Annotated in this window: 1 protein-coding gene; it reads right to left on the bottom strand. The window is 76.5% G+C overall.

Going from position 1 to position 16,140, the window contains the following annotated elements; all coding sequences use genetic code 11:
• Nucleotides 1–5 precede the first annotated feature (5 nt).
• Nucleotides 6–16,136, bottom strand: a complete 16,131-nt coding sequence (locus ACIBIW_RS07185; protein ID WP_399332814.1) for a type I polyketide synthase — start codon at nucleotides 16,134–16,136, stop codon at nucleotides 6–8.
• Nucleotides 16,137–16,140: the final 4 nt, after the last annotated feature.

Genomic DNA, 16,140 nt, shown 5'->3' with positions numbered 1-16,140 from the left:
CCCGTTCAGCGCTTGCCGAACTCGTTGTCGATGAACGCCAGCACCTCGTCGGCGCTCGCCGCGTCGAGCTGTGCGGCGAGACCGCCGCGCTCCTCCTGCGGGTCAGCCGCGGTCAGCGACGACAGCAGCACCCGCAGCCTTCCGGCGAGGCCCGCCCTGGTGACCTCGTCGGGGTCCCCGGCGGCGAGCGCGGCTTCGAGCCTGTCGAGTTCGGCGAGCGCCGCGTGCCCCGTCGAGGCGGCGGCGCCGCCCGCCAGCTCCGCCGCCAGGTACCCGGCGGCGGCGGCCGGTGTCGGGTAGTCGAAGACGAGCGTCGCGGGCAGGGTCACGCCGGTGGCGGCGCCGAGCTGGTTGCGCAGTTCGACGGCGGTCAGCGAGTCGAAGCCGAGCTGGCGGAACTCCCGCTCCGCGCCGACGGTTTCCGGCCCGGCGTGCCCGAGCACGGCCGCGGCGCGCGCCCGTACGAGGTCGACGAGCGCGTGCAGCCTGCCGTCCTCGTCGAGGCCGGCGAGCCGCTGCGCGAGCGAGGACGCGGCGGCGTCCGCTGCCGCCGCCGCGGCCCTGCGGCCGCCGCGTACCAGGCCCCGCATCAGCGCGGGCACCTCGGTCCCGGCCGCCACCGCCGCGCCGCCGCCACCGGCCGCGAGCCTGGCCGCGAACACGTACGGCGCGTCCTGCGCGAGCGCGGCGTCGAACAGCGCGAGGCCCTGCGCCACCGTCAGCGGCGGCATCCCGGAGCGCGCCATGCGGCTCATCTGCTCGTCGCTGAGGGCGCCCGTCATGCCGCTGCCCTGCGCCCAGGGGCCCCAGGCGAGGGACACCGCGGGCAGGCCCTCGGCGTGCCGGCGCCTGGCGAGCGCGTCGAGGAAGGTGTTCGCGGCGGCGTAGTTGCCCTGTCCTGGGCCGCCGGTGACCGCGGCCACCGAGGAGTACAGGACGAAGCCCGCGAGGTCGGCGTCCCTGGTCAGCTCGTGCAGGTGCCAGGCCGCGCCCGCCTTGGGCGCGAGGACCCCGGCGATGCGCTCCGGTGTCATCGAGCCGGTGACACCGTCGTCGAGTACGCCCGCGGTGTGGACGACCGCGGTGAGCGGGCGGCGCCGCGCGATCGAGTCGAGCAGCGCGGCGAGCGCGGCCCGGTCGGCGACGTCGCACGCGGCGATCTCCACCTCGGCGCCGAGGGCGGCGAGTTCGTCCCGGAGCGCGGTGGCCGCTGGCGCGGCGGGCCCGCGCCGTGAGGCGAGCACCAGGTGCCTGGCGCCGCGCCCGGCGACCAGGTGCCTGGCGAGTTCGCCCGCGAGGCCGCCGGTGCCGCCGGTGACGAGGACCGTGCCCTCCGGGTCCCAGTCGCGGCCGCCGTCCTCGGCGGCGGCGGGCAGCGGGGCGAGGCGGGCGGCAAGCGCCCGGCCCTCGCGCAGCGCCACCTGGGTCTCGCCGTCGGCCAGCAGCGCCGGGAGCCGGGGCAGCAGCGCGAGTGAGGCGTCCGTACCGTCGTGGTCCGCGAGGCAGAAGCGGCCCGGGTGCTCGGTCTGCGCGGACCGTACGAGGCCCCAGGCCGCGGCGGCCGCGAGGTCGCCGCCGTCGAGTGCGCCCTCGGTGAGGAACACCACGGGCACCCCGTCGAAGCGGGCGTCCGAGAGGGCGTCGTGGAGCACCGCGAGCGCCCTGGCCGTGAGGGCGGCGGCGTCCGCGCCCGGGTCGCCGCCCGCACCGGCGAGCGGCACGAGCACGGCGTCGGGCAGCGCGCCGCCGCCGGGCCCCGCGGCCTCGGCGAGTGCGGCGAGTCCTGCCGCGCGCACCGTGCGGGGCAGCGCCGCCTCGACGGCGGGCGGCGCGGCGCCGAGCAGCGCCCAGGCGGCGCCTTCGGCGGCGGCGACGGCGGGCGCGGGCGCCCAGTCGAGGCCGAGCAGCGTCTCGCGCCGCGCGGCGGCCGCGGGGGTGGCGGGGGCGGCGAGCACCAGGGCGTGCGCGGAGAGCACAGGGCCGCCCGCGGGGTCGGCGGCGGCCAGCGCGAACGCGCCGCCGCCCGCCGGCGTCAGCCTGACCCGCAGCGCGGCCGGGCCGTCGGCGTGCAGCCGCAAACCGCGCCACGCGACCGGCACCGCGCCCGGGTCCCCTGCCGCCGCCACCCTGGCGAGCGCGGTCAGCAGCGCCGGGTGCAGCGCGTACGAGGCGGGGCCGGGCAGTTCGCCGGGCAGGGCCACCTCGGCGAACAGCTCGTCCCCGAGCCGCCAGGCGGCGACCCGGCCCCGGAACGCGGGTCCGTACGCCACACCGTCGGCCGCCTCACCGGAGTCGGCGTCTGTGTCGGCGTCGAGTCCGAGGTCGGCCTCGACGGCGCCGTGCGGCGGCCAGGCGCCCGCGGGGGCCGCGGGGCCCGCCGGGAGGATGCCGGGCGGCGCGAGGGTGCCCTCCGCGTACCGGGTCCAGGCGCCGCCGTCCGCGGGCCTGGCGTGGATCTCGACGCGCCGTACGCCCTCGGCGCCCTCGGCGGCGGGGGCGACTCGGACCTGGAGGGCGACGCCGCCCGCCCCGACGACGAGCGGGGCGGCGCAGCGCAGTTCCTCGACGCCCTCGCAGCCCGCCAGGTCGGCGGCGCGCAGGGCGAGTTCGGCGAGCCCTGCGGCGGGCAGCACGACGGCGCCGTCGATGCGGTGGTCGGCGAGCCACGGGTGGGCGTCGGCGGACAGCCTGCCGGTCAGCAGGAGTTCGTCCGAGCCCGCCACCGTCACCGCGGCGCCGAGCAGCGGGTGCGCGGCCGCGTCGAGTCCGAGGCCGCCCGCGTCCCCGGCGCGCGGGGACACCACGGGCCAGTACCGCTCGTGGTCGTACGCGTACGTGGGCAGGTCGACCCGGCGGGCCCCGGTGCCGGTGAAGCGGGCCGCCCAGTCCACCGGCACGCCCGCCGTGTACAGCCGGGCGAACGCCCCGTGCAGCGCCGCGTCCTCGCCGCGGTCGCCGCGCAGCAGCGCCACCGCGGCCAGGTCGGGCGCCGCCTCGGCGGCAAGACCGGTGAGCACCCCGCCGGGCCCCGCCTCCACCAGCAGCCCCGCGCCCGTGTCCCGCACGGCCGCCAGCGCGTCCGCGTACCGTACGGTGCCCCGCACATGCTCGACCCAGTAGTCGGGGGCGGCCACCGCGGCGGGCGGTGCGACGGTGCCCGTCAGCGCCGACACGAACGGCATGCGCGGCTCCTCGAACCGCAGCCCCTTGATGGCGAGCCTGAAGTCGTCGAGCATCGGGTCCATCAGCGGCGAGTGGAACGCGTGCGAGACCCGCAGCCTGCTGGTCCTGCGCTCGGGCAGCGCGGCGAGCACCGCGTCCACCTCCTCCGCCACGCCCGCGAGCACCACCGAGGACGGCCCGTTGACGGCCGCGACCGACACTCCCCCGGTCAACAGCGCACTGACGTCGTCCTCCGTGGCCTCAAGGGCGACCATGGCGCCGCAGGGCAGCGCCTGCATGAGCCGGGCGCGCGCCGCCACGAGCGCGCAGGCGTCGGGCAGCGAGAGCACCCCGGCCACGTGCGCCGCCGCGATCTCGCCGACCGAGTGGCCGCCGACGGCGGCGGCCCGCAGGCCCCACGACTCGGCGAGCCTGAACAGCGCGACCTCCAGCGCGAACAGCGCGGGCTGCGCCCACCCGGTCTCCTGGAGGCGCGCCTCGTCGTCGCCCCACACGACGTCGCGCAGCGGTGTGTCGAGCAGCGGGTCGAAGTGCGCGAACACGGCGTCGAGCGCGTCCGCGAACACCGGGTGGCGCCCGTAAAGTTCACGGCCCATGCCGAGGCGCTGCGCGCCCTGCCCCGAGAACATCACCGCGGCGACGGGCTCGCCCGCGGCGCCCCTCGCGGCCTCGATGACGGAGGTGCCGTCCGCGAGCAGCACCGCCCGGTGTGCGAGCGCGGCGCGCCCGGTGGCGAGCGAGAACGCCACGTCGGCGGGCGGCAGTTCGGGGTGCTCGGCCAAGTGGGTACGCAGCAGCGCCAGTTGGGCGTCGAGGGCGGTGGGGGTGGCGGCGGCCACCGGCAGCGCCACCAACTCGGGCAGCGGGCCGCGCCGGGGCGCCCCGGACGCGGCGGGCGGCGCCTGCTCGATCACGACGTGGGCGTTGGTGCCGCTGATGCCGAACGAGGACACGCCCGCCCTGCGCGGCCTCCCGGTCTCGGGCCAGGGGGTGTTGCCGGTGAGCAGCCGCACCTGCCCCGACTCCCAGTCGACCCGCGACGAGCGCTCCGTGACGTGCAGCGTCCTCGGGAGCGTCCCGCGCCGCACCGCCTCCACCATCTTGATGACCCCGGCGACACCGGCGGCGGCCTGGGTGTGCCCGAGGTTGGACTTCACGGCGCCGAGCAGCAGCGGGTGCGCGCGCTCGCCCTGCCCGTAGGTGGCCAGCAGCGCCTGCGCCTCGATGGGGTCGCCGAGCACGGTGCCGGTGCCGTGCGCCTCCACCGCGTCCACCTCGCCCGGGGTGAGGCCCGCGCCCGCGAGCGCCTGCCTGATCACCCGCTGCTGCGAGGGCCCGTTGGGGGCGGTGAGGCCGTTGGAGGCGCCGTCGGAGTTGACGGCGGAGCCGCGCAGCACCGCGAGCACCGGATGCCCGTTGCGCTCGGCGTCCGACTGCCGCTCCAGCAGGATCATGCCGACGCCCTCGGACCATCCGGTGCCGTCCGCGTCGTCGGAGAACGCCTTGCACAGGCCGTCGGCGGCGAGCCCGCCCTGCCGGGTGAAACCGGCGAAGCTCATCGGGGTCGCCATCACGGTGGCGCCGCCCGCGAGCGCGAGCGTGCACTCGCCCGCGCGCAGCGCCTTCGCCGCCCAGTCCATCGCGACGAGCGAGGAGGAGCAGGCGGTGTCGATGGTGACGGCGGGGCCCTCCCAGCCGAAGGTGTACGTGAGCCGGCCGGAGATGACGCTGGCGGCGAGCCCGGTGCCCGCGTGCCCGATCAGGTCCTCGTCGGCGCCGAGCACCAAGTGCTGGTAGTCCTGCCCGTTGGTGCCGACGAACACCCCGGTACGGCTGCCGCGCAGCGACTCCGGGTCGATACCGGCCCGTTCGACGGCCTCCCGCGACGTTTCGAGCAGCAGCCGCTGCTGCGGGTCCATCGCGACCGCCTCGCGGGGCGAGATCCCGAACAGCGCCGGGTCGAAGTCGGTGGCCCCGTCGAGGAATCCGCCGCGCAGGGTGGCGCTGGCGCCGCGCCCGTCCCCGGCGAGCAGCCCCAGGTCCCAGCCGCGGTCGGCGGGGAACTCGCCAATGGCGTGGTCGCCGCGCTCCAGCAGCGCCCACAGGTCGTCGGGGCTCTCCACACCGCCGGGGAAGCGGCAGGCCATGCCGACCACGACGACCGGTTCGTCGGTGACCGCCGCGACGGCCGCCGAAGCCCGGTCGTCGTCCGCGCCGGTGAGGAGCCCGGTCAGCAGGTGCACGGCGAGCGCACGCGGCGTCGGGTAGTCGAACACCAGGGACGCGGGCAGGGCGAGCCCGGTGCGGGCCATGAGCTGGTTGCGCAGTTCGACGGACGTCAGCGAGTCGAAGCCGAGGTCCTTGAAGGCGCGTGACGCGCTCACCTCGTCCCGGCCGCCGTGCCCGAGGACGCTGGCCGCCTCGGTCCTGACGAGGTCGAGCAGCAGGTCGACGCGTTCCGCTTCGCCGAGCCCGCGCAGCTCGCGCACCAGCGCGGCGGCGGCGGACTCGGTCTCCGCGCGCGCCCCCGCCAGCGCCTCCGCGACCCTGCGGGCCGCGGGGAGTTCGGCGAGCAGCGGCGCGGGCCGCAGGCTGAGCAGCGCGGTGAGCACCTGGGTGTGCTGGAGGTCGGCGAGCACCACCGTGGGCTCGGGCTCCGCCACCACCTGCCACAGCGCGGACACCGCGAGCTCGGGCGCGAGCACCGCGGCGCCCACCCGCCGGGCGAGGCTCTCCTCGCGGACCCGCCCCGCCATGCCGCCGCCCGCCCAGGCACCCCAGCCGACCGACGTCGCCGCGAGCCCCGCGGCCCTGCGGCGGACCGCGAGCGCGTCGAGGACGGTGTTGGCGGCGGCGTATCCGGCCTGCCCCGGGTTGCCGACGGCGCCCGCGGTCGACGCGAACAGCGCGAACACATCGAGGCCGAGGTCCCTGGTCAGCTCGTCGAGCACCAGCGCCGACGCCACCTTCGCGCGGAACACCTGCTGGAACCTGCCGGGCGTGAGCCCGTCGAGCGTGCCGTCGTCGAGGACACCGGCCGCGTGCACCACCGCCGTCAGCGGGTGCCGCGCCGGTATGCGGCCGAGCACCGCGGCGACGGCGTCGCGGTCCGCCGCGTCGCCGCTCTCGACGCACACCTCGGCGCCGAGCCCCGTCAGCTCCTCCACGAGCCGGGCCGCGCCCCGGGCCGCCGTGCCCGACCTGCTGAGCAGGACGATACGGGGGGCGCCGCGGCGGGCGAGGTCGCGCGCCACATGCGCGCCGAGCGCACCGGTGCCGCCGGTGACCAGCACGGTGCCGGTGGGCTCCCAGGGCCGCGCGCGCACACCGGCGGCGGGCACCATACGCCGCCCGAACACCCCGGTGGCACGCACCGCGACCTGGTCCTCGCGGTGTCCCTCCGGGGCCCCGAGCACCGCGAGGAACCGCTGCCCCGCGCGCTCGTCGAGGTCGGAGGGCAGGTCCACGAGCCCGCCCCACTCCCGGGGGCGCTCAAGGGCGGCGACCCGCCCGAAGCCCCACAGCGCCGCCTGCCACGCCCCGGCGACCTCGTCGGAAGGCCCCGTGGAGACGGCGGCGCGGGTGACCGCCCACACCGGGGCGCGCACCCCCGCGTCGGCCAGCGCCTGGACGAACGTCAGCGTCGCGGTGAGGCCGACGGGCACCGCGCCGTCGAGCCGTTCGACGAGGCCGAGCAGCGACACCACGCCGGTGTGCCCCGCGGCGTCGTCCTCGTGCCCCGCGAGCCGGTCGGCGAGCGCCGCCCGCTCCTCCTCCGCGCCCGTGCAGGGCACGTTGACGCACTCGGCGCCGTCCCCGAGCAGCGCCACCACGGCCCGCACCCAGGGGTCGTCGGCGAGTTCCGCGGGGACCGCGACCAGCCAGGTGCCCGGGGCCCCCGGCACCGGTGCCGGGGTCAGCGGGCGCCAGGACTCACGGTAGCGCCAGGAGTCCACGGTGGACTGCCGCTTGCGGCCCGCCCGCCACTCGGTGAGCGCGGGCACCACCTCGGTGGCCGCGCCCTCGCCGAGCCCGAGCGCCGAGGACAGCGTGCCGACGTCACCGCGCTCCACGGCCGCCCAGAACTCGGCGTCCACCGGCTCACGCCCGGCAAGCTGGACCGCGTTCGACGTCTTCGGCCAGTAGCGGTCGTGCTGGAAGGCGTACGTGGGCAGTTCGACACGGCGCGGCGCCGTACCGGCGAACTCGGCCCGCCAGTCGACCGGCACACCGGTCGCGTACAGCGTGGCGAGGGCGGTGAGCCAGGCGGTCGGCTCGTCCCGGTCCTTACGCAGCCCGGCCACCGCGGTGACGTCATCCAGCGCGGCCGAGGCCATCGCCGTCAGCACACCGTCGGGCCCGAGTTCAAGGAGTGTGTCAACTCCGGCCTCCCGCATGGCCGTCAGACCATCCGCGAAACGTACGGCTTCGCGAACATGCCGCACCCAATAGGAGGGGTCCGTCACAAGACCAGGCCCAGCAACAGCACCCGTCACATTCGACACGACGGGAATCTCGGGCTCGCGGAACTCCAACCCCTCAATGGCCGCCCGGAATTCGTCGAGCATCGGGTCCATCAGCGGCGAATGGAACGCATGCGACACCCGCAACCGCGACGTCTTCCGCCCCAGCAGACCCGCAACCACCGCCTCCACCGCAGCCTCAACACCCGCCACCACCACGGACGTAGAACCATTCACCGCAGCAATCGACACACCCTCGCCCAGCAGCGGCGCAACCTCATCCTCCGTGGCCTGCACCGCCACCATCGCACCACCCGCAGGCAGCGCCTCCATCAACCGCGCCCGCGCCGATACGAGCACACACGCATCGGCAAGCGACAACACCCCCGCCACATGCGCCGCAGCCACCTCACCAATCGAATGACCGCCCACATACGAAGGCTTGACCCCCACCGACTCCGCAAGCCGGAACAACCCCACCTCAACCGCAAACAACGCAGGCTGCGCCCACCCCGTCCGATTCAACTCCCCCGCATCCGCACCCCACACCACATCCCGCAACCCGTCGAAATGCCCAAGCACCTCATCGAAAGCCCCCGCGAACACCGGGTACCGGGCGTACAACTCCCGGCCCATGCCGAGCCGTTGAGCGCCCTGTCCGGAGAAGACGAGGCCCACCGAGCGGCGTCCCGGCGCGGCCTCGCCGCGGGACGCCTCGACGGCGCCGTCCGGGGAACCGAGCAGTACCGCCCGATGCGGGAACACCGCGCGGTCGAGCAGCGACCAGCCGACGTCGACCGGCGGCAGGCCGACCGCCGCGTCCCGCAGCCGCCCGATCTGTGCGTCGAGCGCGGCCGCCGACTTCGCGGAGACCGGCCACGGCACGGCCTCGGGCGCGGGGCCAGGCGCGGTCTCCGGCTCCGGCGCCTCGGGTACGGCGGCGGGCCCCGGCTGTTCCACGATCACATGGGCGTTGGTGCCGCTGAGGCCGAACGACGACACACCCGCGCGGCGCGGGCGGTCCGCGGCGGGCCACTCGGTGTTCTCGGTGACGAGTTCCACCGCGCCCGCCGACCAGTCCACGTGCGACGAGGGCTCGTCCACGTGCAGCGTCCTCGGCACCACGCCGTGCCGCATCGCCTCGACCATCTTGATGAGTCCGGCGAGACCCGCGACGGCCTGGGTGTGCCCGAGGTTGGACTTCACCGAGCCGAGCAGCAGCGGCCGTTCGCGGCCCTGGCCGTAGGTGGCGAGGAGCGCCTGCGCCTCGATGGGGTCGCCGAGCGGGGTGCCGGTGCCATGGCCCTCCACCACATCCACGTCGGACGCGGCGAGCCCGGCGCTGTCCAGCGCCTGGCGGATCACCCGGCGCTGCGAGGGCCCGTTGGGCGCGGAGAGGCCGTTGGACGCGCCGTCCTGGTTGACCGCGGAGCCGCGGATCACCGCGAGCACCGGGTGCCCGTTGCGCTCGGCGTCGGAGCGGCGCTCCACGACGAGCACGGCCACGCCCTCCGACCAGCTCGTGCCGTCGGCGGACTCCGCGAACGCCTTGCAGCGGCCGTCGGAGGCGAGCCCGCCCTGTCTGCTGAAGCCGCCGAAGATCATGGGGGTGGCCATGACGGTGACACCGCCCGCGAGGGCGAGCGAGCACTCGCCCGCGCGCAGCGCCTGCGCCGCCTGGTGGAGCGCCACGAGCGACGACGAGCAGGCGGTGTCCACGGTCATCGCCGGGCCTTCGAGGCCGAACGTGTACGAGAGCCGTCCCGAGATCACCGAGCCCGGCAGGCCCGTGCTGGCGTGGCCCTCGACGTCCTCGACGGAGCGCAGCACGACATGGCTGTAGTCCTGGCCGTTGGAGCCCATGTAGACGCCGGTGTCGGTGCCGCGCAGCCGGGTCACGTCGATCCCGGCGCGCTCGAACGCCTCCCAGGACACTTCGAGGAGCTGGCGCTGCTGCGGGTCCATGGCCAGGGCCTCGCGCGGGGAGATGCCGAAGAAGCCCGCGTCGAAGTCGGCGGCGGCGTCGAGGAAGCCCCCGGCGCCCGTGGAGCTGGCGCCGGGGCCCTCGCCGCCGAGGACGTCGAGCTGCCAGTCGCGGTCGGCGGGGAAGCCGCCGATGGCGTCGCCGCCCTCGGCGACCAGCCGCCACAGGTCGTCGGGCGAGGTGACACCGCCGGGGAAGCGGCAGCTCATGCCGACGACCACGACCGGGTCGTCCTCCCCCGCGGGGCCTGGCAGCGTGCGGGCGGCGCGCGCCGCGCCCGGGGTCTCGCCCTCGGTGTCGCCGAGGAGTTCGGCGAGCAGGTGCGCGGCGAGCACTCCCGGGGTCGGGTAGTCGTACGCGATGGTGGCGGTGAGGCGCAGTCCCGTGCCCGCGTTCAGCCGGTTGCGCAGTTCGATGGCGGTGAGGGAGTCGATGCCGAGCTGGCGGAACTCGCGCTCGGCCTCGACCGCGTCGGCCGAGGCGTGCCCGACGACGGTGGCGGTCTCCGTGCGCACCAGGTCGAGCAGGGTGCGCCCGGCCTCGTCCCGCGGCATGGCGCGCAGCCGCCGCGCGAGGTCGCCCGCGGACACGGCGGCGCTCGACGAGGCGGTGCGGCGGGCGGTGCGGACGAGGCCGCGCAGGATCGCCGGCACCTGCACCTGGGTGCGGGCCGCGCCGCCCGGCTGGCTGCCGAGCGGCACCACCAGGGACTCTTCGGAGCCGATGGCGTGGTCGAAGAGGGCGAGGCCGAGTTCGGGGGTGAGCGGGGGGATGCCGGAGCGTGCGATGCGCTCCAGGTCGGCCGCCGACAGGCCGCTCGTCATGCCGGAGCCGGGAGCCCAGGCGCCCCAGGCGAGGGACACCGCGGGCAGGCCGAGGCTCCTGCGGTGGGCGGCGAGCGCGTCGAGGAACGCGTTGCCCGCCGCGTAGTTGCCCTGCCCTGGGGAGCCCATGACGCCGGACACCGAGGAGTAGAGGACGAACGCGGCCAGGTCCAGGTCCCGGGTCAGCTCGTGCAGCAGCAGCGCGCCGTCGACCTTGGGCGCGAGCACCCGGTCGAGGCGCGGCGGGTCGAGGGAGCCGATGACGCCGTCGTCGAGGACGCCCGCGGTGTGCACGACGGCGGTCAGCGGGTGCGCGGGGCGCACGGCGGCGAGCAGCGCGGCGACGGCCTCTCTGTCGGTGACGTCGCAGGCGGCGAGCGTCACCTCGGCGCCCGCGGCGGCGAGTTCCGCGCCCAGCTCGGCGGCGCCCGGGGCGTCCTGTCCGCGGCGTCCGGCGAGGACGAGGTGGCGTACGCCGTGCTCGGCGACCAGGTGGCGGGCGAGGAGCGCGGCGAGGCCGCCGGTGCCGCCGGTGATCAGCACGGTGCCCTCGGGGTCGAGCGGCGGCGGCACAGTCAGCACGATCTTGCCGGTGTGCCGGGCCATGCTCATGAAGCGGAACGCGTCGGCGGCGCGCCGCACGTCCCAGGCGCGCGTGGGAAGCGGCTCCAGGGTGCCGGCGTCGAAGAGTGCGACGAGGTCGAGCAGCATGCGCTGGATACGGTCGGGGTCGACCCAGCCCAGATCGAAGGAGTGGTAGCGGACGCCCGGCATGCTCTCCGGGTCGCGGATGTCGGTCTTGCCCATCTCCACGAAACGGCCGCCGTCGGCGAGGGTGCGCAGCGACGCGTCCACGAACTCGCCGGAGAGCGCGTTGAGTACGACGTCGAAGACGCCGCCCCCGGGCGCGAACGCGGTCGCGAAGCCGGTGGTGCGCGAGGAGGCGATGTGGTCGTCGGCGACGCCGAGCGCGCGCAGCGTGTCCCACTTGGGCTCGGAGGCGGTGGCGTACACCTCGGCGCCGAGCCAGTGCGCGATCTGGATCGCGGCCATGCCGACGCCGCCCGCGCCCGCGTGCACCAGGACCCGCTCGCCCGCTTCGAGCCCCGCCAGGTCCCGCAGCGCGTAGTAGGCGGTGAGGAACACCAGCGGCACCGACGCCGCCGTCTGCCACGACCAGCCGTCGGGCACCCGTACGAGCAGCCGTTCATCGGTGACGCCGACGGGTCCGAAGCCGCCGAAGAGCATGCCGGTGACGCGGTCGCCAGGGCGCAGCCCGGTGACGTCGGGGCCGACCCCGGTGACGGTGCCCGCGGCCTCGGAGCCGAGGACACCGGCCTCGCCCGGGTACATGCCCAGGGTGTTGAGTACGTCGCGGAAGTTGACGCCCGCGGCGGCGACCGCGATGCGCACCTGGCGTCCGGTGAGCGGTTCGAGGACTTCGGGGCAGGGGGTCAGGGTGAGGGCGTCGAGGCTGCCGCGCTGCCGGACGCCGAGGCGCCAGGGGGTGCGGGCGGGCGGCAGCAGCGCCTGGGACGACGCCAGCATCGCGAGCCGCGCCACCCGCGGTGCGCCGCCGCGCAGCGCGACCTGGGTCTCGCCCGCGGTGCGCAGCCGGTCGAGTGCGCCGAGTGCGGCCTCGGACTCGGCGGTGCCGTCGGTGTCGAGCAGCAGGAAGCGGCCCGGGTTCTCCATCTGGGCGGTCCTGACGAGGCCCCAGCAGGCGGCGGCGGCCAGGTCGGTGACCTCGTCGCCAGGGGCGGCGGCCACCGCGCCCCGGGTCTCGAAGACCAGGCAGCGGCCCTCGAACCGGTCGTCGGCGAGCCAGAGTTGGAGCATGGCGAGGGTGTGCGCGCTCAGCGCGTGCACCACCGCGGGGTCGGGTTCCTTGCCCGCGGGGCGGCCGACGAGCGGGGCGAGCACCAGGTCGGGCACGGGTCCCGCGGCGGCGAGCGCGGTGAGCGCGGTGGGGTCGGCGGCGCGGGCGCCGGTGAGTCCCGCCGGGTCGTCGTCCTCGGCGGGGGCGGCGGTCCAGTCGAGCCGCAGCAGCGACTCCTGGGCCCGGGTGCCGCCCCCGGCGGACTTGGTGGGGACGCTGGTGACCAGCGAGTCCACCGAGATGACGGGGTCACCCGCCAGGTCGGTCGCGGTGACCGACACCGACTCGGTGCTGGCGCCCGACAGTCTGACCCGCAGCACCTCGGCGCCCTGCGCGTGCAGCGACACGCCCTTCCACAGGTAGGGCACGCGGCCCCGGCCCTGGTCCGCGGTGTCCAGGCAGATCCCGGGGTGCAGGGCGCAGTCGAGGAGCGCGGGGTGGATGGTGTACGAGGCGGCGTCCCCGGCCTCGGGGGCGAGCGCCACCTCGGCGAACAGGTCGTCGCCGAGCCTCCACACGGCCTGTACGCAGCGGAAGGCGGGGCCGTAGCGCAGTCCCGCGTCCTCGTACCACTGGTACAGCTCGCCGATGTCGACGGGTTCCGCGCCGCGCGGCGGCCAGGACCCGGTCATACGGGGCGGCTGCGGCGCCGAGGGGGCGACGGCGCCGTACGCGTGCCGGGTCCACTCGCCGCCGTCGGCGCCCGCCTGCCGGGAGAACACCGCGATCTGGCGCTGCCCGTCGTCCTCGGGGGCGCCGCACCACACCTGGATGTCGCGGACGTCGCGCTCGTCCAGGGTCAACTGCTCGGCGAGCGCCAGCTCCTGGACGAGTTCGCAGCCCGCGTGGTCGGCCGCGCACAGCGCCAGGTCGAGCAGGCCCGCGCCCGGGTACACCACGCGGCCGCCGACGACGTGGTCGGCGATCCACGGCAGCGACGCGCGGGACAGCCGCCCGGTGAGCACCGTCTCCCCGCTGCCCGCGACCGCGACCGCGGCGCCGAGCAGCGGATGCCCGGCGGGGCGCTGCCCGAACCCGGCGGCGTCGCCGGTGCGCACCGACACGGAGGGCCAGTAGCGCGCGTGCTGGAAGGGGTAGGTGGGCAGTTCGGTGACGCGCGCCCCGGTGCCGTCGAAGAGGCCCGCGAGGTCGAGCGGGACGCCCGCCGCGTACAGCCGGGCGAGGGCCCCGGCCAGCGCCTCCTCCTCGGGGTGGTCGCGGCGCAGCGCGGGCACCACCGCCACCGGGCGTTCGCCGTCGGCCAGGCACTCGGCGGCCATACCGGCGAGCACCGCGTCGGGGCCGATCTCCAGCAGCGCCCCCGCGCCCCCGGCGGCCAGCGCGGCGACGCCGTCGGCGAACCGTACGGCCTCGCGGACGTGGCGCACCCAGTAGCCGGGCTCGCACAGCTCGGTGGTGGCGAGGCGCCCCGTCACGTTGGACAGCACCGGGATGTCGGGTGCGGCGTAGGCGAGGCCGCGCGCGACGTCCTCGAACTCCGCGAGCATCGGCTCCATCAGCGGCGAGTGGAAGGCGTGGCTCACCGCGAGCCGCCTGGTCCGCAGCCCCTTGGCCGCCGCGGCGTCCGCGACGGCCGCGACCCCCGCCTCCGGCCCGGCGACGACGACGGACGAAGGGCCGTTGACGGCGGCGACGGTGACCCCGGGCGGCAGCAGCGCCGCCACGTCGGCTTCGGTGACCTGAAGGGCGACCATGGCGCCGCCGCAAGGCAGCGCTTGCATGAGACGGGCCCGTGCCGCCACCAGCCGGCAGGCGTCGGGCAGCGTGAGGACACCGGCGGCGTGCGCGGCGGCGATCTCGCCGATCGAGTGGCCGCCGAGGTAGTCGGCGCGCACCCCGAAAGACTCGGCGAGCCGGTACAGGGCCACCTCGAACGCGAACAGCGCGGGCTGGGTCCAGCCGGTCTCGTCGAGCCGGTCACGGTCGGCGCCCCACATCACGTCGCGTACGGGCGCGGGCAGCAGCGGGTCGAGCAGGTCGCACACGGCGTCGAGGGCCCGCGCGAAGACCGGGAAGCGGTCGTACAGTTCGCGGCCCATGCCGAGGCGCTGGGAGCCCTGCCCGGAGAACAGCACCCCGAGCCGCGCCCGGCCGGGCGCGGTCCCCGTCGCGGTGCCGGGGACCGCGGAGCCCGGGGTGGGCCTGGCCCGCCACGCGGTCAGCGTGTCCCGCAGCGCGCCGAGGTCCCGCGCGGTGACGCCGAGCCGGTACTCGAACGCGGTCCTCGTGGTGGCCAGGGACAGCGCGACGTCGGCGGCGGACGCGTCCGGGGTGCGCGCGAGCCAGGCCAGCAGGGCGTCGGCGCGGTCCTCAAGGGCGGCGGCGGTCCTGCCGGACAGCACATAAGGCAGCGCCGACGGCGCGACGGCGGCCCCCGGCTCCCCGCCCTCCGGGGCCGCCTCGGGGGCCTGTTCCACGATGATGTGCGCGTTGGTGCCGCTGACGCCGAAGGAGGAGACGGCGCCGCGGCGCGGCCGCCCCGCGTCGGGCCAGGGCCTGTTGCCGGTGACGAGCCGTACCGCGCCCGACTCCCAGTCCACGTGGGAGCTGGGCCGCTGCGCGTGCAGGGTCCGGGGGACGGTGGCGTGCCGCAGGGACTCCACCAGCTTGATGACCCCGGCCACCCCGGCGGCGGCCTGCGAGTGCCCCAGGTTGGACTTGACCGAGCCGAGCAGCAGCGGCCGTTCGCGGCCCTGCCCGTAGGTGGCGAGCAGGCTGCCCGCCTCGATGGGGTCGCCGAGCGGGGTGCCGGTGCCGTGCGCCTCCACGACGTCCACGTCGGCGGTGGTCAGGCCAGCGGCGCCGAGCGCCTGCCGGATGACGCGCTGCTGGGCGCGGCCGTTGGGGGCGGTGAAGCCGTTGGACGCGCCGTCGGAGTTGACCGCGGAGCCGCGGATCACCGCCAGCACCCGGTGCCCGTTGCGGCGGGCGTCGGAGAGCCGTTCGAGCAGCAGCACGCCGACGCCCTCGGACCACCCGGTGCCGTCCGCGTCGTCGGAGAACGCCTTGCAGCGGCCGTCCCTGGCGAGCCCGCCCTGCCTGCTGAACTCCACCAGGGAGCCGGGCGTGCACATCACGTTGACGCCGCCCGCGAGCGCGAGCGTGCACTCGCCCGCCCGCAGCGCGTGCGCCGCCAGGTGCATCGCCACCAGCGAGGACGAGCAGGCCGTGTCGACGGTGAGGGTGGGCCCTTCGAGGCCGAGCGCGTACGCGACCCGTCCCGAGACCGCGCCCGCCGCGATGCCGGAGCCGACGTCGCCCGTGGCGTCGTCGAGCGAGCGCATCATCAGGTACGCGTAGTCCTGCCCGTTGGTGCCGACGAACACGCCGGTACGGCTGCCGCGCAGTCCTGCCGCGTCGATGCCGGCCCGCTCGATCGCCTCCCAGGAGGTCTCCAGGACCAGCCGCTGCTGCGGGTCGAGGGTCAGCGCCTCGCGGGGCGAGATCCCGAAGAAGCCGGGGTCGAAGTCGGCGAGCCCGTCGAGGAAGCCGCCCTGGAGGCTGACGCTGTTGCCGCGGGCGTCGGTGGCGCTGCCGAGCAGCCCCTCCACGTCCCAGCCGCGGTCGGTGGGGAAGCCGCCGATGGCGTCCCTGCCGCCCTCGACGAGGTCCCACAGGTCCTCGGGCGAGGTGACGCCGCCCGGGTAGCGGCAGCCCATGCCGACGATCGCGACGGGCTCACGGGCCGCGGCGGTCAACTGCCGGTTCTGGCGGCGCAGCCGGTCGCTCTCGCGGACCGCGGCCCGCAGCGCCTCGACGACCTTCTCGCTTGGCGTATTCATGGTC

Origin of the sequence: Streptomyces sp. NPDC050560 (genome assembly GCF_044457285.1) — a bacterium.
Classification (GTDB): domain Bacteria; phylum Actinomycetota; class Actinomycetes; order Streptomycetales; family Streptomycetaceae; genus Streptomyces.
This window is presented reverse-complemented; position numbering and strand designations above follow the sequence as displayed.